17 protein-coding genes and 1 pseudogene are annotated in these 24,146 nt (G+C 38.9%); 9 read left to right on the top strand and 9 right to left on the bottom strand.

Translation table 11 applies throughout. The features are described from left to right. Positions 1-59: 59 nt before the first annotated feature. Positions 60-1,178 (bottom strand): restriction endonuclease subunit S, encoded by a 1,119-nt coding sequence (locus tag G3341_RS06815; protein ID WP_163860993.1) that lies wholly within the window; start codon positions 1,176-1,178, stop codon positions 60-62. Beyond that, a complete protein-coding gene (locus G3341_RS06810; RefSeq protein WP_163860992.1) occupies positions 1,175-2,722 on the bottom strand; it encodes a type I restriction-modification system subunit M in 1,548 nt (515 codons plus the stop codon). Before G3341_RS06810 ends, G3341_RS06815 begins: the two co-directional genes overlap by 4 nt. 701 nt (positions 2,723-3,423) lie before the next feature. Between G3341_RS06810 and G3341_RS20660 the strand changes: the two are divergent. The 5 genes and pseudogenes from G3341_RS20660 to G3341_RS06785 form a co-directional block, all read left to right on the top strand. After that, positions 3,424-3,552, top strand: a pseudogene (locus G3341_RS20660) (integrase); the annotation flags it as partial. Positions 3,553-4,541: 989 nt separating this feature from the next. After that, positions 4,542-5,426, top strand: a complete 885-nt coding sequence (locus tag G3341_RS06800) for a hypothetical protein (protein ID WP_163860991.1) — start codon at positions 4,542-4,544, stop codon at positions 5,424-5,426. Between the two features lie 687 nt (positions 5,427-6,113). Beyond that, positions 6,114-6,563: a hypothetical protein gene (locus G3341_RS06795; RefSeq protein ID WP_163860990.1), complete on the top strand. Its 450-nt coding sequence runs from the start codon at positions 6,114-6,116 to the stop codon at positions 6,561-6,563. A 780-nt stretch (positions 6,564-7,343) separates the two neighbouring features. Further along, on the top strand, positions 7,344-7,820 hold the full coding sequence (locus tag G3341_RS06790) for a GNAT family N-acetyltransferase (protein ID WP_154622934.1): 477 nt from the start codon (positions 7,344-7,346) through the stop codon (positions 7,818-7,820). Between the two features lie 59 nt (positions 7,821-7,879). Beyond that, positions 7,880-8,974 carry a fatty acid desaturase family protein gene (locus G3341_RS06785; protein WP_163860989.1) on the top strand — a complete coding sequence of 365 codons (1,095 nt, stop codon included), beginning with the start codon at positions 7,880-7,882 and terminating at the stop codon, positions 8,972-8,974. 19 nt (positions 8,975-8,993) lie between these two features. Here G3341_RS06785 and G3341_RS06780 read toward each other — a convergent pair whose 3' ends face one another. Further along, positions 8,994-9,887 (bottom strand): hypothetical protein, encoded by an 894-nt coding sequence (locus tag G3341_RS06780; protein WP_163860988.1) that lies wholly within the window; start codon positions 9,885-9,887, stop codon positions 8,994-8,996. Between the two features lie 399 nt (positions 9,888-10,286). On the opposite strand from G3341_RS06780, the gene G3341_RS06775 reads away from it, so the two are divergent. After that, positions 10,287-11,231 carry an ATP-grasp fold amidoligase family protein gene (locus G3341_RS06775; RefSeq protein ID WP_154623621.1) on the top strand — a complete coding sequence of 315 codons (945 nt, stop codon included), beginning with the start codon at positions 10,287-10,289 and terminating at the stop codon, positions 11,229-11,231. A gap of 60 nt (positions 11,232-11,291) precedes the next feature. Here G3341_RS06775 and G3341_RS06770 read toward each other — a convergent pair whose 3' ends face one another. Together G3341_RS06770 and prpR are read right to left on the bottom strand one after the other, a co-directional pair. After that, positions 11,292-12,434 carry an MFS transporter gene (locus G3341_RS06770; RefSeq protein ID WP_163863516.1) on the bottom strand — a complete coding sequence of 381 codons (1,143 nt, stop codon included), beginning with the start codon at positions 12,432-12,434 and terminating at the stop codon, positions 11,292-11,294. Between the two features lie 652 nt (positions 12,435-13,086). After that, positions 13,087-14,679: a propionate catabolism operon regulatory protein PrpR gene (gene prpR / locus G3341_RS06765; protein WP_154635749.1), complete on the bottom strand. Its 1,593-nt coding sequence runs from the start codon at positions 14,677-14,679 to the stop codon at positions 13,087-13,089. A 253-nt stretch (positions 14,680-14,932) separates the two neighbouring features. Between prpR and prpB the strand changes: the two genes are divergently transcribed. From prpB to G3341_RS06750, 3 genes are read left to right on the top strand one after another with little or no spacing between them, the layout of a single operon-like run. Further along, positions 14,933-15,817 carry a methylisocitrate lyase gene (gene prpB / locus G3341_RS06760; protein ID WP_154624144.1) on the top strand — a complete coding sequence of 295 codons (885 nt, stop codon included), beginning with the start codon at positions 14,933-14,935 and terminating at the stop codon, positions 15,815-15,817. Between the two features lie 46 nt (positions 15,818-15,863). Next, entirely contained in the window at positions 15,864-17,027 is a 1,164-nt protein-coding gene (gene prpC / locus G3341_RS06755) for a bifunctional 2-methylcitrate synthase/citrate synthase (protein WP_163860987.1), read from the top strand. 14 nt (positions 17,028-17,041) lie between these two features. Further along, positions 17,042-18,490, top strand: coding sequence for a bifunctional 2-methylcitrate dehydratase/aconitate hydratase (locus G3341_RS06750; RefSeq protein ID WP_163860986.1), 1,449 nt, complete (start codon positions 17,042-17,044; stop codon positions 18,488-18,490). A gap of 369 nt (positions 18,491-18,859) precedes the next feature. Here the strand turns inward: G3341_RS06750 and G3341_RS06745 are convergent, their stop codons facing one another. The 4 genes from G3341_RS06745 to galK form a co-directional block, all read right to left on the bottom strand. Then, positions 18,860-20,491, bottom strand: coding sequence for a sodium/sugar symporter (locus tag G3341_RS06745; protein WP_163860985.1), 1,632 nt, complete (start codon positions 20,489-20,491; stop codon positions 18,860-18,862). Positions 20,492-20,733: 242 nt separating this feature from the next. After that, positions 20,734-21,738, bottom strand: coding sequence for a substrate-binding domain-containing protein (locus G3341_RS06740; RefSeq protein WP_154624148.1), 1,005 nt, complete (start codon positions 21,736-21,738; stop codon positions 20,734-20,736). Positions 21,739-21,887: 149 nt separating this feature from the next. Then, entirely contained in the window at positions 21,888-22,928 is a 1,041-nt protein-coding gene (gene galM, locus G3341_RS06735) for a galactose-1-epimerase (RefSeq protein ID WP_163860984.1), read from the bottom strand. Between the two features lies 1 nt (position 22,929). Then, positions 22,930-24,105, bottom strand: coding sequence for a galactokinase (galK, locus tag G3341_RS06730; RefSeq protein WP_432279736.1), 1,176 nt, complete (start codon positions 24,103-24,105; stop codon positions 22,930-22,932). Positions 24,106-24,146: the final 41 nt, after the last annotated feature.

The following is a 24,146-nucleotide window of genomic DNA, read 5'->3' as shown; positions in this document are numbered from 1 at the left end:
GTCATCCTTTAGCAAAAGGGAATAAAAAAGCAGCGCCGAAGGTACGCTGCCTAATACGATTATTGTTTTATTTCTTCTGGTGTATAATTAACGCGTACTTCTCCACTCATTAATTTAGGGAGTAACGTGTCGCGAAAGTTTTCTAAAGTTTGGATTTGCTTTTGATTTTGATTAATTTTATTCCACATTGCTCCCACAACATTATGATAATCATTTAATTTTTCTTTTGGAGGTAATGCAAATAACACATTTCCAATATCTTCAGGTTTCAATGATGGATAAGTCGATGTAGAACCTTCAGCTATAGAATGCAAATATTCGGTCATATCTTCGGATGTTAATAAATAATAGATAAAATATGGTGTAATAGTGTCACAAGTTATCGTACAAAACCCCGTTGATACCACTAGATTTGCTTCAGGTTTAAAGCAAAAACCATAATGGCACTGGTCAGGTCTTACAGTTGAAATTAATATATCAAGATGTTGGACTAATCTTTTAGCTCGACTAGGTGCCTCCGATAAAATTAATGGTTTCAACTCACTAATATAGCCTTTAGTTAGAGAGCTTGTATCTAAATATAGAATATTTTGATGATCATATTTTTTAGTTATCGAGCTTTTATTTAATGTTACAAAATGACTAACTTTAACCTCAACCCAATCATCCTGCGCCTCTTCCACAAACCACTGACGAAAAAGTGTTTCTGCCATCGCTTCTAACGTTTTATTTTGACGATGAAGTAAGTCGATTTTGTTGTCTAATGAGGAAAGAACAGAAGCAATGGCTTTTTGTTCTATACAATCAAGCGTTGTTTCTACCTCAATTGCATTTAGTAATGTCTGTGTTAACAAAGGGTGGCTTGAACCCTGAGCATACTGGTTTAAATCTAAATACTTAAATAAATAGTATAAATAATTAGAATTATTATTACCTAACGCCTTGGCTGATAATGCATTATCAGAAACCCATACAGGACTTTTCTCCAAATACGTCGCCCCACAATACGCCCCAACTCGACCAATAATCAGTGTGTTACCAACATAATTATACTTATCAGTGAAATCTAATATTCCATTACCACCATAAACAGGTATTTTCCCTTTTTCTTTTGGTCTACTTTTACCATTTCCAAATTTGACTAACTGTTTAAGAGCCACATTTTGCCACTCACTCATACCATCACCTTCGCCAAATTCTCAGCAATCGCCTGATTAAGCTTTGCCTCTTCTTCTAATTGTGCTTCAAACTCGGCTTTTAGTGCAGTAAAACGCTCTTTAAAGTCAAAGTCATCTTCTTCATCAGCAAGACCCACATAGCGACCTGGTGTAAGCACATAATCCAGCTCAGCCACTTTTTCGATAGCGACAGAGGCACAAAAACCAGCAACATCTTCATATTCGCCACCTTTATTACGCCAATTATGATAGGTATCTGAAATCAGTTTAATATCTTCATCAGATAACACTTTAGTTCGGCGGTTAATTAAATGACCAAGATTTCGTGCATCAATGAACAGAATTTCACCGCTGCGATCTTGATAAACCGAAGAGTTATTACGATCACGGCGCATAAACCATAGAGCGGCAGGGATCTGCGTATTTAGGAACAACTTAGCAGGCAAGTTAACAATACAATCAATCACGTTAGCATCTTTTACTAATGCAGCACGGATATCGCCTTCACCCGACGTTTTCGAGGTTAGCGCGCCTTTAGCTAGTACCACTCCCGCTTGCCCTTTCGGTGACAAGTGGTATAAAAAGTGCTGCATCCATGCAAAGTTTGCATTCCCTGCTGGTGGCGCACCGTATTGCCAGCGGGCATCTTTACGTAATTGTTCACCAGACCAATCAGAGACGTTGAACGGTGGATTAGCAATAATAAAATCCGCACGTAAATCTTTATGGGCATCGTTTAAAAACGAGCCTTCATTGTTCCATTTTACTTGCTCAGAGTTAATACCCCGAATAGCCAAGTTCATTTTCGCCAAACGCCATGTGGTTTGGTTAGACTCTTGACCATAAATAGAAATGTTATCAATATTCCCTTGGTGGGATTCAACAAATTTTTCTGATTGAACAAACATACCGCCAGAGCCACAGCATGGATCAAAAATACGTCCTTCATAAGGCTCTAGCATGTGAACCAGTAAGGAAACAATTGACTTTGGCGTATAGAACTGACCGCCCTGTTTACCTTCTGCTAACGCAAATTCACCTAAGAAATATTCAAAAACATGACCTAGTACATCCGCAGAGCGTGATTTAGCATCACCTAGTGCAATATCTCCTACAAGGTCAATTAACTCGCCAAGTACCGTTGCATCAAGGTTTTGACGTGCATAAACTTTTGGTAATACCCCTTTTAATTGCGGGTTATCTTCTTCGATGGCTTCCATAGCATCATCGACTAATTTACCGATATTGGGCTGTTTTGCATTATTGAGTAAATTTGTCCAACGTGCTTTTTCAGGCACAAAGAACACATTGTAAGCAAGATACTCATCACTATCTTCGGGATCTGCCCCTGCAAACTCGCCTTGACCTGCTTTAAGCTTCTCATAATGAGACTCGAAGGAATCAGAAATATACTTTAAGAATATTAATCCCAGTACAACATGCTTGTATTCTGCTGCATCTATATTCTTACGCAATTTATCAGCGGCTTTCCACAGGATAACTTCTAACGGTTCAGATTTGGTTTCTTTCGGTTTTTTAGCCATTGTTCCATTACTTACATCAGTAAAAATAATGGAACTATTGTTACCTATTTATAGCCAGAAATCTAATAGAATAGGCTGATAACTTGTGATAGTTATCAAAAGGATGGATTATCAGCAAATGTCATATTTCATACTTCAACGCTGCTTTCAAATTATAAATATTAGATAATAATTTTTTCTCAATTCTTCTTGAGGCAATAACTGCATCAAGCTACTATGGTCAATCTGTTTTATTTCAAATAATAAACGCTAAGCTTAACGCAAAAAACACTATTTTCTGTATAGCTCTACACTCTATTTATTTCCACTCAATATCTATAGCATAAACTTGTAGTTATACGTTTAGTTATACATAAATTTCATTAAAATAAAATATAATTAAAAATCAATTAAATAGATATCAGATTCAACTTACGCCAGCCCACCAAATTATCTTCTAAGAACGTCCAAAGAAGACTGAAAAGCCCGCTAACTCAATGAGTTGCGGGCTTTTTTATGTCCTGCGCAGTCTGATGTCACCTAATTAAATCCAATCATCTTAGGCACCTTGATAGGCACCTCGCAAACCTTTATCGTTTTTGAGATAGGCACCTCGCAAACCTTTATCGTTTTTGAGATGCCTAAAAACAATAAAACATCAAAATTGGCAAGACAAACCAACCCCTTATCAGTTAAAGAGATCAATGCTTGTTTATGTAGCTCAGCGACTCACCATATCTCTCCCTGCGAAAGCCGCTGAAGCCCGTTGGGACGAAATCAACTTTGAAACCAAGGAATGGCAGATACCCGCTGCCAGAATGAAGATAAATCGTGAACACACTGTTCCGCTCTGTGCCAATAGCAGACATATTTATACGAGTGAATTTAATTATAATTACTTAAAGTTGGAGTAGCTTGTTTAGTGACTAATGCAACCGCTTCTTGCTTAAACTCAGTGGTATAAATTCTGTTTGTTCGTTTTTTCATTTAACACCTCAATAATTAGATTATATTCTATTATTAAAGTGTCCTGTTTTATTAAGGCAGATCAAAGGACTATCAATCGAGAGGCTGGACGAGTACGCATATATTCCCTTTTTAATATATTTAAATCTTCATTTCGGATTTTCGTATAAAAATAAATTATTGTCTGTAAGCGCATATCGAGAATGTTATTTCTTGCCACGTTAATCATATTCATCGTCCGCTTCACTCCTTGAGACATTTAACAAGCTTTTTATGGCGTAATTAAGGGCGAATTTCGTCCTTAGCAAGCCTGGTTTTACGTGGCCTCCGGAATTTTGAAATTCCTAGACGTCAAGCCCAATAAACTACGTGTTATTTAGTTCTTCCTCCTGTAAAATAGACCCTAAATTCATCACATACTGTTTATTATGCCAAATGCCATAGAATATCTGACTATAGCAGTTCTCAATCTGGTCATACTACCAACTCTCATTATTCGTCATAAAATGGTACTCCTGCCTGTTTTACTTTATTTATGGTCTTTTTTTATAATCAGAGCTGACATGGGGAACGAGGTTTTTATCATAAACCGCGTTTCTATCTCATTTATGATTATTTATATTTTCATTGAAATCCAGCGGCGCGTCTATGCTGACAAGATTTATATGTATCCTGAAAAAAAACTGATTTTCCACAACAGGAAGTTCCGATTTCCATTAACGCTGGCTGTCATATTAATTTTTTTATCTTTTTATGATTCAAAAATTTATTATGGCAGTGTGCATGATGAAAAAATCATTATGGCAGTTCTTTGTGTTATAGCGCTGTGTATTGAATATAAAAAAGAGATTATAAATACGTATAATGGAGTGTAATGGAAATGGAAACCCCAGAAAAAATAACAAAGGTTGATTATTTCAGACAAGGTCTCTACCAAAAAATTTCATCCGAAAAAATAAGTCTGAATTGCAAGGAAAATCAAAAGGTCAGATTGTTTTATATACCTCTGGCAGCTTTCTTTTTTATAATGTGTATTATCACGACATGTGAACAGATAGAAATTTATCAGTCTAAAATGTACATTTTGAATGAACAAATTTCTTACATAAAAGAAAAAACACCGGAAGGATTTGATAAATATAATACAGACGAAAACGATGCTGATAATTTTGAAACGAGACTATTGAAGACATATTATGCAAGATATGGCTATCTTGCTGAAAAAGATGGAATTAATATTTTTGATTACATTTATAGTAAGTTAAATCCTAACATGAGCACTTATGTATCAGAAACACCTTCATTTATTATGCATTCTGTTCATTTTCTGATTAGCTTTATTGGTTTTATTTGGATTGCAAAGAAGATAATTTTCCGGAAGAAGCATCCGTTGCTTTATATTGATAGGGTACTAAAGTGTTTCTATTTATGGGATGGAAAAAGTGTTTATATAAATGACAACTTATCATTACGCTCCTATAGGGAACTTTCACGCATAATACTCTTCACATATAATAATGACGAGAAAAAAGAATATATATTTAACCCTGCCGTTCATCTATTCAGCTTTCTGAATATTGATAATCCTAAAGCAGAAACCCAGTTTTATGAACAAATCAATGCCTACCTTCAATCAGGCCTAGATAGTTTTGCTACAGGGAAAATGCCCGGAAAAATTGCGTCATATTTAACACCTCGTCTTCCCCCAGATATAGCTGAACGCATTGAAAATATAAGAAAGACGATGGTGAATTATTAATAAGCTTTATGTGATTTAGGCATGTAAGCCAATCATTTCGTATAAAGGTGATGAAATTCAGGGATCATTGGAGGATGAATTAATATCCATTGCAGAAGAAAAAGGTATATATGAATAATTAAAAAAATCAATTGTATAATTACCTACTTTGGCTATAACTGCACACCAACACAGGTAAATCACCCCACACCACTCCCCGATCAGCGCCTTAAGCTTAAATGCGGTGATCTGAGCTTGTTGTTGCTGATTTTGCTGCTTAATCGTCTGGATATCTTCACTGTCCGGTATTTAATACCAAACAGCAGTTTAAAATATTGACGGTAAATGTGAAACCGATCTCAAGTCCTGCCGTTTTCAGCCAGTGATTTTTTAAGGTAATGGCTGAAAGTAGTGTAAGTATCCCTACAAAACGTACCATTAATTTTTAGAGATCTTCAGACAAACTAATTATATCGGAGCAAGGTCAACTTCCGCAATTCGCTCTCAGCGGATCTCTGGTTCAATGAGCTTGCCCACTTTGTGAAGCGAACATAGCTAATGTCATTTCAGACAGTTGTTACCTAACATAAAGTTAAATTTTTGATTTATTTACAGTAGCGAGTCATTATGTAAGACCTAGGTAGAGTTAAACTGTATCGAAGATTACTATACGTAACGTAGCTCAATTAGCACAAATGGAGGAAAATAATGTCTACCGAAATTTTATTTCCAATTAAAAAGCTTCCTCAATTTGAAGATATCCTCAATAGTATCATCGATGGATTTAATGACTTTTCTTTGTCTACAAAACAATTAACGATAGGGATATCCGCGAAAAAAGGAATAAACTTAGTTGATAAGTTTATCTATATACATGACCACCAGTATGATTATTTTTGTTGGGTAAGCTTTAATTTTATTGAAGAAAATCTACGTGATATAGAAGATATAGAGTACCCATATATGGGAAGTGTCTCTACAAGAGGTGAGGCTAACTTAAAATTTTCAGCTTTAATTTTATATATAATATCTAGCTCATTGAATTCAAGAATAATTTATGATGATGCTTATTTAATTCAAACTAAAGAGTCTTATCCATCTTGTGAATTAAAACTATTTGTTGAGCGTTACATTCAAGATCTTTATTCCATTACTTAATGGGAGGATCTCTATTCCACACTGAAATCTAAATTAACGATCTTACAAGCTCTCAGCCAACCGGATAATCAACTGTCCAGCTTAACGAGTAAGGGGATAGTGGCTTCTCACCTCAAACCTTAGTTCTTTTAGCCACTGACCACGTAAAACGAGTTGTGGTATGCCGTTGTGTTTACCTCGGTTGGGACATAACCCTCTTGTATATTTTGAGGTTTTGCCATTTCTTATTTAGCTACCTCATTTTTTTACACTCTCCCTCTTGCTCATCTCTTAACTTTCAAATTTCAAGGTATCGGTCTATTTACACGTTCTTTTTATCTCCATACTCGAAAAACGCTATCAGCCTAACCCGTGCCATCAACACGCAAGGGGATCAAGCAAAATCGAGATGCACAGTAATTACCAATCGATAAATAAACAAATGGGTATCAATGCAGCCAAAGGAGATTTTGATATCACAGTGAGTCATCATACCCAGCTCGATGGCATAATAATGAGTAGTACGGTAGAAGCTGAATGACATCAATGTTGGTTTAATTCACCTAAAAAATCGTTACAAAAACATTATGAGAAGCCTAGAAGAGAAGTCGAAACGGATGTGCAACGTAGATATAAAAACATTTCCTCAGAGAGCTATTTAGGCCAATACCTTAAAACTCTAACTCAGACTCCATCGGCAATAAAAACGAAATAGGCATTTTTCAAAAATACGAGTCATTTATTTTCTTTTAAATCCATTTGGGTAGACTATTGCCATCAAAAATAATGGAGCACCACACAATGCCTCTACAAGCTGATTTTATACCACTAACAAAAGAAATGACTGAGGAATGCGCTAGACTCTATTGCAAGACCTATAGCTCAGCACCTTGGTTTGAACATTGGCCATCGCATCAGCCCATTATCGAATTTATTACCCATCATTTAGGTAATAATTACTTTATGGGCTTTGTTATTCAAATAGATAAACGCATTGTGGGTGCCTGCCTTGGCTTTAAAAAACCGTGGAATCAGGGAGTAGAATATTATATTGATGAACTCTTTATTCATCCTGATTTTCAAGGAAAAGGTCTTGGAAGTGCTTTTATGCAACACATTGAACAACAATGCGTTCAGCATAATCTTAATGCTATTATCCTAAATACAGAAAAAGGCTTTCCTGCCGAGAATTATTATCAACGCAATGGCTTTACGATACACAATAATTTGATTATCTTATCCAAACACACCACTGACAGTCATGATAGTGTCGAATAATGTCATCATTATTTTACTACCACCTAGCCTGTTATTTAACTTTTTAGCTATGTGAGATTATGGATACACCATTGAGTGAATTGCACTTTAAAAATAATGATGAGCAACGTTTTCATCTTGCATTAAAACAGGCTAGTAATGAATATCTAAAATGTAAAAATGACCATGTTTACGCTAGCTCAATGGATATCTGCTTAGTTCTCGGTATGTTTGTGATTGCCATTATCTGTTATATTCCCACGCTATTGACGTATTCAACGTTTGTCTATGTTATTGCCTATATCTGTTTTGTGTTGTTAATCATGTTATTAAATGTCCTTGGACAACATGATGCCTGCCATAATACGCTGTTTAAAACACCATGGCTCAATCGTATTTTTGGTCGTCTAGTTACCTTACCTCTGGGACTTGAACCTGAATTTTGGCGTGCGAGACATGTCTATTTTCATCATCGCTATGCCAATATTGAGCATTATGATTTAGATACGGAAGAAAATGGTATTTTTCGACAAACGCCTTTTCAAAAATGGCGCCCAGTCATGAAATACCAATACCTGTATTGGCCACTCATTGCTTCATTCTCTCTAACTTGGATTGCATTCGTTTTTGATTGGTCTGATCGGACAGGGAAAACCCCGCTAAAATCACGTGGAATTTTAACAGGCTGGTCAGGTTGGCTATTATTTTTTACTAGCAAACTTGCTCATCTATTATTAATGCTAGGATTACCCTTATTCATTGCCCATCATAATGGTATTAGTGTGATGACCATTTTGCTCACCTATCTAGTAAGCCAGATGATTGCTTCTTTATTTGTTGTCTATTTGCTGTTAGGCACACATTGGGCAGAAACTGCCTTTTTTGAGGCACCTGATAATCAGCAGATGCCTCACGGCTGGTATCAACATAATTTTATTACTGCGTGTGATTGGCTCCCCTCCCCTAAATACTTATGGCGTTTAACTGGGGGATTAAATTACCACCTCACTCATCATCTCTTTCCTGGTTGGCATCATCGGAATTACCCTGCACTTGCAGCAATTATCGAAAAACTTGCAAAACAACATAATATGCCGTATCGCTGTATTAGCTATCGACAATTGCTGAGCGCTCAAATTCGTTTTCTACGCCAGATGGGGAAAGAGCCACAATAATAAAACGGTCTAAAATAGGTTAACCTGCATACTGAGTGATGCCAGTATAACCTTTACCTTGGTATATTTTATCGACATCCCCTGTCGCTAATGCCACTTTATAAACGCCACCAAGCAGATCTGCAACATACATTAATTGTGCTTCTTTATCATGTGTTAAACCTATTGCTTCATTAAAGCCTCGACAAATAACGCGATAATGAGTTAGCCCATTGCTGGTAATGTCAGCACGGTTTAAACTATTACCCTTTGGTTCACCGCCTCTGTCGGTCCAATAAAGGACATGCGCTTGTTGATCAAGTAATAGATCAATAGGCTCAGGAAGATCACCGAGCAATAATTCAATATCTTTTCTCGACGATGGCTGATAAGGGCTAGCGGGATGTAAAGGCGCCCTAAATAAACGACCAACCCCACCCTTTGCCGTTCCCTTTTGGGTCCAGTAAAGCCAGTTATTCGGAGCATCAACGGCAATTCCCACACATTGGTCAAGTATATCGACTTTGTTTAGGCTATTTCGAGGTCGCTCAATATGAACGTGTAAATCTGTTCCGTCAATGTTACATGAGCTAACTTTTCCGCCTTCTCGGTCACACCAATATAAACGCTGAGTTTGTTGATCGAGTTGGAGTTGTTTTGGCGTTCGTACAAGCCCATTTCCTACCAACATTTTTCTTTCTGTGGCATCAAAACTCATGACATTTATAGAACCATCATCGGCGTCATAGTCATCCCCCATATTGCTCCAATAAATTAACCTTTTTATAGGGTCAACAGCGATACCATCCGGTGTACCGCCAAGGCCTTCAATTAGTGTATCAATTTGGGCTGTTGATTTGTGAAGCTGAATAATTGCGGGATTGATAACATCCAATAGTAATAAATAAGGTTGAGAGAGCTCGCTAGGTTTCACATTAATACCTCATCATGTATTTAATTAACGTCATACTACAAATATAGTTAGCCAATTGATAATTAGCTAACTAATTATTAGAAATATAATGTGTTTTTAGGTGTCTAGCGAAGATCGTATGTTGCGAGAATGTATTCTTAACGTTAATTTATTGACTATAAAATATAATGACTACTTTTGATATCAGTCTAGGCCAAAATAAGATTAACTAGCCCAATTCGTTATTACTTATTTTATTTAGCTTAAGTGTTTCTTAAGAAACTGTTCATCACTAGGTTAATTAAGATAACAATGCCTCTATATTTAATATCTATTTATGTTTGTAGAAATATAATTACTAAACAATTTCAGATTGTAACAATTTATTATAAATAACATTAAGAATGGTTGGCGACTCATATGAAAAAAGTCGAATATTCACTCAAAAAACTGCGCACATTAGTGATCAGCGATAGGCTCTATCTATCTAATAAATTTAGAAAAAAACTTAACTATACGCCTAATTTCAATAATCCTAAAAGCTTTAATGAAAAAGTAAACTATAGGATGTTATATGATAGGAATCCGTTATATACACAACTGGCAGACAAGCTAGCGGTGAGAGAATATGTCTCTCGAAAAATTGGTGAGCAATATTTAGTCCCCATTTTGGCCACTTATGATGACGTTAATGCAATCGATATTGATAAGTTACCAGAGCGTTTTGTATTAAAGTGTAATCATGATAGTGGTAGTAGTATTATTTGTGTGGATAAAAAGCGTTTTGATCTCCAAAAAGCAAAAGATAAGCTTTCATTCCATCTTATAAAAAATTTGTACTACATTACTCGTGAACGGCATTATAAAGATATTCAAGCTCAAATAATTTGTGAATCATATATCGACCTATTTACAAACAAAAATAGGAAGCTTGTACCTGAGACTTGTCGTATTCACTGCTTTGCAGGAAAACCGACCTTTGTTGAAATCGACTATACCGATGAATTTGGAAATGAGTTCATCAATATTTATGATACCGAATGGCAGCTACAACCTTTCACGTTTGGTTATCCAAACATGTTAGAACCTGTTGCTGAACCAGCGTTGTTTCAAGATATGTTAAGGCTAGCTCAGCGACTTGTCAGCCCGTTTGATTATTGCCGCGCCGATTTTTTAATGTCTGAAGAGACATTATATTTTAGTGAACTGACTTTTGCGCCCAATGCTGGACGTACAGAAATTCAGCCGTTGTCATGGGATTTTAGATTGGGAGAGATGTGGCAACAAAAAATTATTGGTGCGACTGGTAACATAGAGGCTGAGGGAGCATTAGCCACAGGTACTTTTAGTCATAAGAAAAAATAACTGATTTAGTTAAAAAAACCGTGTTCACTCAATGAGTAACACGGTTTTTTTATATCATCGCTAATTCGCTAATACCCCAGCTTTACGGCGTACACTTGCGATCAACATATAAATGGTTGTGACGGTTAAAACAATAAAGAAGAAGTTCACTAATCCATTATGTTGTTCTAAGAAAGTACCTGCTACTAGCGGCCCGACAGCAGAGCCTACGCTATAGCTAAATAACATGACTTGAGTTGCAGCAACAATGTAAGAAGAATCCAAGTTATCGCAAGCTAGCGTAATCGCAATGGGGTACAAGGCGAATGAAGACATGCCTAACAACGCCAATGCCACTATCATTACCAGATAATCACTAGAGACATAAATGATCCCCATCGCGAATACCCCTAATAATGAGACCATCGCTAACAGAAGCGTTTTACTCATGATCACAGAAAGCTTGCTCACGACGGGCTGAATTAACATGCCACCTAAAATAATCGATGCCATTAATACGCCCACTTGTTGGGTAGTAAATGGACCATTTTTGAGTGATAACGGCATTAATCCATAAATTGTGCCCATCAAAATACCTGACGTCATGCAACCGATAATGGCGGGCTTGCTCAGACGAGTTATTTTTTTCAATGACAGTTTTTGATGGGAGTCGCAAGCAGGTTGCCCTTGACGAAATAACAAGGGAGGCAAAACCGCCAGCAATAATAACCCTAGAACCACCATAAAAGGATAAGCACCATGAGTACCAATCACCCCGATGGCTAATTGCCCTAATGTGGTTCCGCCATACAGGGACGTCATATAAAAACTCAGTCGTTTAGCTCTTTCTTTAGGGCTATCACCGATAAGCAACCATGATTCGACAACCACAAAAATCCCTGCAACAGCAATCCCTGCAACCACACGGTTTGGTAGCCAAGCCGCAATGCTTGGAGTCCAAGGTAAGATAACTACCGTTGCCGCAAGCAGTAATAAAAAGGCAATAAATGAAAGACGATGGCCAATTTTAGCAATAATAGGCTCAATCATCATTGAACCTATTAATAATCCAATATAATAGGCACTCGCTAACCACCCCGCATAACTGGTATCAATATTGAATCCACCCATTGATAATGGGATTAAACTCATCAGATAGCCCGATGCGATGGCAAAAATAGTCAAGCCAGCGACAGGAACGAAAGTACTGTCTTGTTTGCGCATTAATGTAGAGGCCTGTTTCACGACCTACTCTCCCACTGACAAAATAAATAATGACTCGTCATATTTCAAATTGCAGCATGCCTGACTTTGCGATTAGGACTAGAGGCATAGTGGAGTATGCGCCTAGTAACACATTCACGGGTCACTTAGCTGTATTTAAAAATTTTTAGAGTATCTGCGCTGCATTCATCGGGGGGCCACGCGGCAATATTGAGTACCTAAAAAGCACTCAGTCCGGCGACTACTGCAGGTGTTAAAATAAAATGATAAGACTAATTTGGCGGCAATATAGAACTTTACTCAGTTAAATTAAAATGAGAAAAACTAATGCTCACTAGCAAAAATATTTATGTGAGAAAAATCACGTTTTTTTGCGACTTGTTTTTTACGCCTATCAGGTTAGATAATAAATAAATGACATTAAAAACAACAGGTTGAAAAAACCTCATTCCATTGTAACCTATGCCGCATTGTTGGTTAATTTTAAACCGCATCACGTTAATTTATTTAGTGGAACAACCATTAAAAAATATTTTCTTACAATATTGTGCTGCACTATTTACTTGATAAAGTCACTTACTAGTATGAATCATCTATTTTATTCATTTTTTGAATTGAAAATCTTATTTATCTTTAATTAATTTCATTTTAATTAAAGAGAGCTATTTTCTTGTTTTAATCGACGCCACAATGTTGTGCGACTAATCCCTAAATAGCGTGCTACGGCTTGCCTATCCCCATTAAAATAATCCATGACTTCAGATAGCGTCTCTCCTATCGGTTGATTTTCGACTAAATCATTCCTCTCGGTTTTACGCTCAGGTGATAAATTCATGAGCATTTTTTGGGTAATGCCTTTATCGGGGTAAGCACTGCAATATAATGCAACCCGTTCCATCAAATTACGTAATTCTCGAACATTGCCAGGCCATAAATATTGGCTAAAAAACTCACGACAACTAAATAGCTGTTGTACTCTAAAAGCAGGCAATGACTGCTGTAACCCAGCAAAAGCCAGTTTGAGCAATCTTTCTGCTAACATGTAAATGTCCTCTCCTCGTTCGTGTAGCGAAGGTACCTTCATACGCAATACGCCCAAACGATAAAATAGATCAGCTCTAAAACGGCCCTCTTTTACCCAGTTATCAAGGTCACAATGTGTTGCACAAATGACGCGGACATTCACCTGCAAGGGGCGATAGCCACCAATTCTGACGACGGTCATCTCTTCCAAAACCCTGAGTAATCGCGTCTGTAAGGCCAATGGCATCTCACCGATTTCATCTAAAAATAGCGTTCCTCCATTTGCCATTTCAAACAATCCTGCACGTCCACCACGTCGTGATCCAGTAAATGCCCCCTCTTCATAACCAAACAGTTCCGCTTCTAATAAATTTTCAGGAATGGCGCCACAATTGACTGCGACAAATGGGATCGGAGATTTATTCCTTTTATGTTGATTAAATAATCGATATTCATGATGAATAGCCTGAGCGACCATCTCTTTACCTGTTCCGCTTTCTCCTTGGATCAATACGGTCGCTTCTGACTTCGCATATAGCATAATATCTTGGCGAACGCGCTCCATTAGCGGTGAAGCACCAATTAAGTCGTTAATCGTGTGCCGTACTTTGGTTGTATTTTCAGATTGATAACCTGTTGGTATGGTTTTTTGGTCATAGGAGATACGACTTAATTCTATTGCATCATAAAATGCTTGGCGTATCGTTTCGGTTGAATAGATAAAGATCCCCGTCATTTCTAATTCTTGAGCGAGATCCATAATTAACCCAGCGCCAACAACGACATTAATTCCCATCGCTTTCAACGCTTTTAATTGTGCACGCGCATCTTCTGCGGTGATATAGCTACGTTGTTCAATGCGCAAACCAAAATTTCGCTGAAATTCATCCAGTGATGGAATGATTTTTTGATAATTAATAATGCCAACTTTATGGCTAATTTCACGAGCCTTAGCTAAGGCTTGCATCACATCGAAACCACTCACTTTGACAATAATGACTGGCACCGATACATGGCTTTTTAAGTAAGCACCATTTGAACCCGCACTGATTATTGCATCACAATGACCTGTTTTTAATCGTTCACGCACCTCTTCAGCGGCCTGCTCAAACCCCATATTCAGCGGTGTAATATCCGCCTGTGCACTGAATTCAGGGCTAATATCACGAAAAAGTGTGAATAATCGCGAAACAGAAACTGTCCAAATAATCGGTTTTTGCATACTGTTAGCCCTAAAAGTCTTATGATATTTCGATAACGTTTCATTTAACACTAGCATTGTTTCAATGAAACATCACAGCCTCTTGTTCAAGAATTCAAAAGTCAGTCACAAACCTCATCTATTTCACATCACATTGATTTCAAATAGATAAAATAATTATTACACCTATATTAGATTTTGGCATGGCACTTGCTATACATAAAATAACAAACACAGATACATTTTGTTAGCAATTTGATAACGTGAGGTTTCTATGCCATCAATACCCGCAGGCCAAGCTTTTCGTCATGCATTAAGTAGTGAAACACCTTTACAACTCGTCGGGACTATCAATGCCAACCATGCTTTATTAGCTCAACGAGCAGGTTATAAAGCGATTTATCTTTCCGGTGGAGGGGTTGCAGCAGGCTCTTTAGGGATGCCAGACCTCGGTATATCGACCTTAGACGACGTCCTGATTGATATTCGACGCATTACAGATGTTTGTGATTTGCCTTTAATGGTTGATGCTGATATTGGGTTTGGCCCTTCTGCATTTAATGTCGCACGCACCGTGAAATCAATATATAAAGCAGGAGCCGCTGGCTTACACTTAGAAGATCAGGTTGGCGCTAAACGTTGTGGACATCGACCGAATAAAGAGATCGTTTCTACGCAAGAAATGGTTGATCGTATTAAAGCCGCGGTTGATGCTCGTGTTGATGATAGTTTTGTGATCATGGCACGTACAGATGCGCTTGCCGTCGAAGGATTAGAAGCCGCATTAGAAAGAGCTCATGCTTATATTGAAGCCGGCGCAGATATGCTATTCCCTGAAGCAATTACTGAATTAAATATGTACCAACAGTTTGTCGATCATACTCAAGTTCCTGTGCTTGCTAATCTGACTGAATTTGGTCAAACCCCTCTTTTCACTCTTGATGAATTACGCAGTGTCGGTATTGCAATCGCCCTGTACCCACTCTCTGCTTTTCGTGCCATGAATAAAGCGGCTGAACAGGTTTACACCACATTACGTCAAGAAGGCACTCAAAAAAGTGTTATCCCATTGATGCAAACCCGCGATGAACTTTATCAGAGCATTAATTATTACGATTATGAACAAAAATTAGACGCACTTTTCTCACAACAAAAATAATCGCTCCAATAAAAAAAGTTGTGCGACACCGACAGAGGATAATCCGATGAATGAACAACTTAATACGACTGGAACATCACAATTTAAACCTAAAAAATCCGTGGCGCTTTCTGGTATTGCCGCTGGTAATACTGCACTCTGTACTGTTGGTAAAAACGGTAATGATTTGCACTATCGAGGGTATGATATTCACGACCTCGCGACACAATGTGAATTTGAAGAAGTCGCCTATTTGCTTATTCATGAAAAATTACCGACAAGCTCGGAGTTAACCGCATATAAAGAAAAACTCAAAGCGTTAAGAGGACTTCCTGCTAGTGTCAAACAGACCTTGGAGTCCATTCCGGCCAACGCACATCCAATGGATGTCATGCGTACCGGTGTTTCAGTCATGGGTTGTGTATTACCTGAAAAAGAAGCACACACATTAGCAGGTGCAAAAGACATTGCAGACAGGTTACTTGCCTCTCTTGGTTCCATGTTGCTCTATTGGTATCACTTCAGCCATCATGGTCGTCGTATTGAAACAGAAACCGATGATGATTCAATCGGCGCGCATTTCTTGCACTTATTACACGGTAAAAAACCGCCCGCTCAATGGGAGCGTTTCATGCATATTGCTTCCATTCTCTATGCTGAGCATGAATTTAATGCATCCACTTTTGCAGCAAGAGTAATAGCAGGAACTGGCACCGATTTTTATTCCGCGATTACCGGGGCCATTGCCGCATTGCGAGGCCCTAAACATGGTGGGGCAAATGAGGTTTCATTAGAAATTCAGCAGCGTTATTCCTCTATTGAAGAAGCAGAACAAGATATCATCGCTCGCCTTGCAAGGTCGGAAGTGGTGATTGGTTTTGGTCATCCTGTTTATACGCTTGCGGACCCACGCCACCCTATTATTAAGTCCGTGGCGCTACAACTATCCGAACAGAATTTAAATCGCCAACTCTATGATATTGCCCATCATTTAGAGTTAGTGATGAAGCGAGAAAAAAACATGTTCCCCAACTTAGATTGGTTTTCAGCCGTAACCTATCATTTAATGGGGATCCCTACCGCGATGTTTACCCCCCTGTTTGTAATGGCGCGCACCGCTGGATGGTCTGCCCACATTATCGAACAGCGCCAAGATAATAAAATTATCCGACCTTCTGCTAATTATATTGGTCCAGAAAATAAATTATTTACTCGTATGGAACAACGTTAATAAGGATGACATTCATGACAACTGCTCTTTCAACTCAACAAGAATTCGATAAAGTGATCAGTGATATCGTTGATTATGTTACTGAATATCCAATTACTTCTGAGCTTGCCTATGAAACCGCTTATTATTGTTTTTTAGATACACTCGGTTGTGGCATGGAATCTCTCGAATATCCGGCTTGTAAAAAATTACTCGGTCCTATTGTTCCCGGTACTCTCGTACCTAATGGCGCTAAAATTCCAGGAACGCAATTTCAGCTAGACCCTGTTCAAGCGGCTTTTAATATTGGCGCGATGATCCGTTGGCTAGATTTTAATGACACATGGCTTGCTGCTGAATGGGGGCATCCTTCTGATAATCTCGGTGGTATTTTAGCGGTTGCTGATTGGTTATCACGAGAAGCTATCGCAAAAGGTAAAGCCCCTTTAACCATTAAGCATGTATTAACGGCGATGATTAAGGCCCATGAAATACAAGGATGCATTGCCTTAGAAAATGCGTTCAATAAAGTTGGGCTTGACCATGTCATCTTAGTGAAAGTGGCTTCTACTGCTGTTGTCGCTCACATGCTAGGACTCAATCGCGAAGAAATCCTGAATGCGGTATCTCTTGCTTGGATTGATGGTCATAGTTTACGTACCTATCGTCACGCACCGAACACGGGTTCACGCAAATCTTGGGCGGCTGGAGATGCAACATCTCGCGCAGTGCGTTTAGCTTTAATGGCACAAAAAGGTGAAATGGGCTACCCCAGTGCATTAACCGCCAAAACATGGGGGTTCTATGATGTGTTGTTTAATGGGCAAGCTTTCCGTTTTCAACGCACTTACGGCTCCTATGTCATGGAAAACGTGCTATTCAAAATCGCTTTCCCTGCTGAATTCCATGCACAAACCGCTGTAGAGGCAGCATTACAACTGCACGATAAACTGAAATCACTCGGAAAAAGTGCAGAGGATATTGAGAGTGTATCAATACGCACCCATGAGGCGTGTATACGTATTATCGATAAGCAAGGTCCGCTGAATAATCCAGCTGATCGTGATCATTGTATTCAATATATGGTCGCAGTCCCGCTGATTTTTGGACGTTTAACTGCTGCTGATTATGAAGACAATATTGCTCATGATCCACGCATCGATACCTTGCGTAGCAAAATAGTTTGCCGTGAAGAACCTAGCTTCACTCAAGACTATCATGACCCTGATAAACGCTCTATCGCGAATGGATTAACGATCAAACTGAAAGATGGACAAATCTTTGATGAGTTGTTAATCGAATACCCTGTTGGTCATAAACGCCGCCGTCAAGAAGGGATCCCTTTGCTATTAAAGAAATATCGCACTAATTTGGCTCGTCAATTTCCTGAAACTCAGCAATTACGCATTCTTGCTGCTTCATTAGATAAACCGCTATTAGAAGCGATGCCCGTCAATGAGTTTATGGACTTATTTGTTATTTAATCATGAAGTTTAAGTATGGGAGCATTAGCGCCCATACGCCCATATTTGATGAATAGCGCCTTGCTATTCATCAATTCCTGTTTTAGATAAAAATTAAATAGAGTGTGTTGTCATTCAAGAATGAAAACATGGCTTTCATCAAGCTAGATACTGGGTTATCAAGTAAAACAGGGGACATTCGTCCCCTGAGGTGGTTGACAACGCGGGATAAAAGCGTGGTTTTTCCCGCGTTGTATTATCAGCCGAAAATCAATAAATTGATTTTCCTCGTTTATTTTCAAAACCTATTCGACTTGCCGCCAAACATACTCGGTTTGTCAGCCGTCTGAGGGGACATTCGTCCCCTGTTGATTGTTTCAATCTATTCACTTACCAAAACAGTGCATACAGAACACACAAGATAATGAAGATTGCATAAGAGGCGATATTGAAACCCGCGGAGGTTTTAAAGGTTTCAGATGTCAAAATAATGGCGCCTTGGCTATCATCTTCTTTTGACGTGGTTAAACTAATTAAACCAATGACAACGGCTGTAAAGAAGAAGGTATACATCATTTGATCAAGGAATGGCATTCCTAATGGCATTAATTTTAAGAATAAAGCAAATGGAATGGAAAGCAGTACACCGATAATGGCCCCTTTTGCATTCGTTTTTTTCCAGAATAAACCCAGCAAGAATACAGCTAAAATTCCAGGGCTTACTAATCCAGTATATTCTTGAATATATTGGAAAGCTTGACCAATATTACCCAGTAATGGAGCAATAAAGCAGGCAATAATTAATGCAACTACAGCACTAACTCGACCCACATTCACTAATTTATGATCACTTGTTGAAGGTGCGATATATTCTTTATATATATCCATGGTGAAAATCGTAGCCACTGAGTTCAGCATAGAAGCTAATGATGACACGATCGCTGCTGCCAATGCGGCAAAAACAATGCCTTTAGCGCCTACAGGTAAGAATTGCGTTAACCAAGGATAAGCTTTATCTGCCTGAGCAAGTGTTGGAATATGTTCCTGCGCCATGGTACCTAAACCAGCTAGCAGTTGTGGGTCAGTCACAATCACATACGCCGCAATCCCAGGTACAACAACCAGAATAGGCACAATAAGTTTTAAGAAAGCGGCAAAGACGAGGCCTTTTTGCGCTTCATTGATCGATTTCGCCGCTAAAGCACGTTGAATAATATATTGGTTAAAACCCCAATAATACAAGTTAGCAATCCATAGGCCACCAATCAGCACAGCGATACCCGGTAAATTACTGAACTGAGGGTTATCTTGACTTAAGATCATTTCAAAGTGTTGAGGTGCTTCACTCACCATGCGGCTCATTCCCGCAGAGAGCCCACCGTCTCCACCAATATAACTGACCGCCATTATTGCCGTGAGTAAGCCACCGAGGATCAGGAAGAATACCTGTACAACGTCAGTCCACGCGACTGCCGATAGGCCACCATATAAAGAGTAAGCAACCGCAAACAATGCCAAACCAAAAATAGCGTAAGACATTGGGATACCTAAGATAGTTTGTAAAGCTAACGCCCCTAAATATAATACTGACGTTAGGTTAACAAACACGAATAATGCGAGCCAAAATACCGCTAAAATCGTTTTTAGTGTGCGGTTGAAACGCTTTTCAACAAATTCAGGAATGGTAAAAATGCCTTTATCGATAAAAATAGGCATAAAGTATTTAGCAACAATAATTAATGTTAGTGCCGCCATCCATTCATAAGACGCGATCGCTAATCCAATAGAAAATCCTGAGCCAGACATGCCAATAAACTGCTCAGCAGAAATATTTGCCGCAATGAGTGAAGAGCCGATGGCCCACCAAGGTAACGTTTTGCCCGCTAGAAAATAGTCTTTAGTCCCCTTTTTCTCACCTTTTTTATTCCGAGAAACCCATAAACCCACTGATATGATGATAAGTACATACAGGATAAATACCCCGTAATCTAATGTACTTAAGCCAACACCTTCTGTATGCATGATCAATTCCCTCACCAAAATGATTCGCAATCAGTGTAAACGTTACCATTAAAAATCACTGTTAGATTAATCACATATTTTCACAATAAATTAATTTCGGTGATCAATCGTGAAATAAGTGGCTATTTATGCGTATATTAAATACGCTAACCATCGTTGAAATATCATTTTTTTGAAAAATTCAAAAAAAATCATAATATCAAAAAGGATACCATCATAAAATGATGATAACGTTTACATTGCTATGATTTTAATGGACGTACAGAATTACGCTGTACTAATGTTGGAGAGTAGATCAAACCACCCGTATCTATCTTTTCATTACGAGCGAGTGCCAACGCTAACTCCGTCGCACGCTCAGCCATCATTTGGATAGGATAACGGATCGTTGTTAAACGAGGATGGATATAACGCGCGATCAATACATCATCAAAACCGATGACTGATACTTGTTCAGGGGAAGAGATATCATTTTCATCGAGGACTGCGATAGCGCCTGCGGCCATAAAATCGTTATACCCCACAACCGCGGTTATCTCTAATGATTTCATTAATAAATTCGTCATCGCTTGTTCTCCACCTTCCCCATAAGGCATACCATATTCAATATAACTTTCAGGAAGTGAGATAGCGTGTTTTTTCAGCGCATCACAATAACCAAGCAACCGCTGCTCAGCATCTTCAATTTTATGATTTGATGAAATATAAGCGATTTTTGTATGGCCTTGGCGGATAAGATGTTCGGTTGCTAGGTAAGCACCTTTATAATTATTCAGTGAAACACAGCGGTCAGCAATCGCCTCAATACGTCGGTTGATCAGGACTAAACTCGGCACTTCATCAGCAAATTTAATTAACTCTTCATCTGATAAGGCTTTTGAATGAATGATCAGTGCATCGCAGCGATTATTAATTAATAATTCTATTGATTGACGTTCTTCTTGGGCAGTGTGGTAGCCATTACAAATCAGAATATGCTTACCATTTTTATGGGCGACCGCATCAACAGCCTTCACCATGGTACCAAAAAAGGGGTCTGAAACATCATTGACCAACACGCCAATCGTATTTGAACTTTGGCTCACTAATGCACGGGCTGCGGCATTAGGCCGATAACCAAGCTTAGACATGGCACTTTTCACCGCAGCAATTGAAGTTTTACTCGCCTTAGGTGATTGATTAATCACTCTGGAGACTGTCGCTACCGACACTCCCGCTTCTTTCGCCACGTCTTTTATTGTTGCCATTTTTTACCCCTAAGTTCAGTTGGTTTCATTAAACAATGAATTAGTAGAAAAAACAATGGGGTATGTCTTAGAACCTGATAATGTCATGGAACCAATATATCAACTCTATGACTCATCACGAAAAACGCCGCATTAAAGCGGCGTTAAGCTTAAAAAATGAGTTGATAACTCGTTTGTTGTTCGTATTGTTGGTTCGGTTGTGAAATTCCCCTGTATTCATCGCCCCATTCGGGATGATTAACCGCATCCGGAAGAAACTGGGTCTCAAAAGCCACGCCAGAGAACGGGGTATAATGACGTGATTTCCCTGGTACCGAAATTAAATAGTTTCCAGTATAAAACTGCATTGATGGCATCGTTGTTGCTATATCCATCCGAACGTCACCATCAGGTGCAAAGAATGAAGCGACGGTTTGCTCACCATCAATCAAGTCAGTTGAAAGGATCATCGTATGGTCATATCCCCCCGCTGCTTTTTGATCCGCATCTTGTAAAAAGTCATAACCAATGCGTTTTTTGCGACGAAAATCAAAAAAAGTCTCCGTAACATCCCGCCATTCTCCTGTTGGGACACCACGCTCATCCGTAGGCAGATAGTGAGTCGCTGATAATTGTAAGTCGTGCTCAAGCGCGGTTCTTACGGAATCCTCACCGGCCAAGTTAAAATAAGCATGATTTGTCAGATTGACAGGGCACAATTCATTCACTTGAGTGCGGTAATGAATGATCACTTTGTTTTCATCTGTTAATACATAACGTACTTCCACCTGGAGTTCACCCGGAAATCCCTGATCACCTGCCGCAGAAGTTAATGAGAATATTGCCTCTTGTGGATCTAATTGTGTGACTTTCCAAACCCGATAACTAAAATTATCCACACCACCATGTAAACAATTTTCGCCTTGATTTTTTGTCACTTGATATTCACGACCCGCTAAATTAAAACGGCCATTTGCGATACGATTTGCTACCCGACCAACCGTTGCCCCCAAATAAACCCCCTGATCCATCTGGGCAGCCATGTTTGGTGAGCCAAGTAAAACATCGCGCTTACCCGTTGGCAGTGGTAAGATGCAACTGATCCAACTTGCCCCCAAAGTCGACAATAAAATTTTCATGCCATGACGGTTGGTGAGTGCAATGACTTTCGATGCACGGGCAACATACCTTTGGTCTTTTGATAACTGCACTTTATTCTCCCAACGATAATGCATTCGTTATCAGCCCAGCGCCATCGCTTGGCTGGCAAACATAGATATCCGCTTGTAGCCCTGTCATGGCGTGATAGTGTGTTTCAACAGCCTGAATAACAGATTCAACCAATTGTTGTTTCATCAGTGCCACAACACATCCGCCAAATCCCCCTCCAGTCATTCGGACACCCCCCTGTTCACCAAGAACGGCTTTCACAATATCAACTAACGTATCAATCTCTTTGACGGTGATTTCAAAATCATCACGCATAGAAATGTGTGACTGTTCCATTAATGTACTGAGTAGAGGCAGATTATTTTCTGTTAAGGCTTTTGCGGCTGCAAGTGTTCTATCATTTTCACTAATAACATGTTTGGCTCGTTTGGCCACCAGAGGCTCCAGCTCCCCTTGTTTTTGATTAAATTGCGCCATGGTGACATCACGTAATGCTTTAACACCAAATTGTTTAGCGGCGTTTTCACACTGCTGGCGGCGGGTATTATACTCACTATCAACCAAACCGCGCTGTTTATTTGAATTGATAATCATGACCACAAGGTCATCAGGTATCGGAATAGGCGCCAATGCTAAGCTGCGGCAATCAATGAGTAGAGCATGCCCCTCATCACCACAAGCAGAAATGAGTTGATCCATGATCCCACAATTGCAACCTACAAATTTATTTTCTGCTTGCTGCCCATTCAATGCAATATCTTGTTGGCTGATCTTGAGCTGATATAGCACCTTCAATGTTTGTCCTATCACCACTTCCAGTGAAGCAGAAGAACTAAGCCCTGCACCTTGCGGCACATTACCACTCACCGCAATGTCACAGCCTGAAAACTGGTAACCTCTGAGAAGTAAAAACTTAACCACGCCACGAATATAGTTTGCCCACATTTTTTCAGGTAAGAATTGAATCTCTTCATCGAGACTAAATTCATCGATATCATTCGCATAATCAGCGGCAACCACTCGAATGATGCGGTCATGACGTTTTTTAGCGGCCGTTATCGTTTGATAATCAATCGCACAAGGCAATACAAAACCATCATTATAATCTGTATGTTCACCAATTATGTTCACTCGACCCGGTGCTTGTACGTACACCTCTGGTTGAGAATCAAATTTTTGGTGGAAGGCGTCGGTGACTTTTTGGCGAAGAATTTCAATGCTACTCATAGCAACCTCTTGATAATAATTAAACTATTTTG

This window comes from Providencia vermicola (genome assembly GCF_010748935.1).
GTDB lineage: Bacteria > Pseudomonadota > Gammaproteobacteria > Enterobacterales > Enterobacteriaceae > Providencia > Providencia zhejiangensis.
This window is presented reverse-complemented; position numbering and strand designations above follow the sequence as displayed.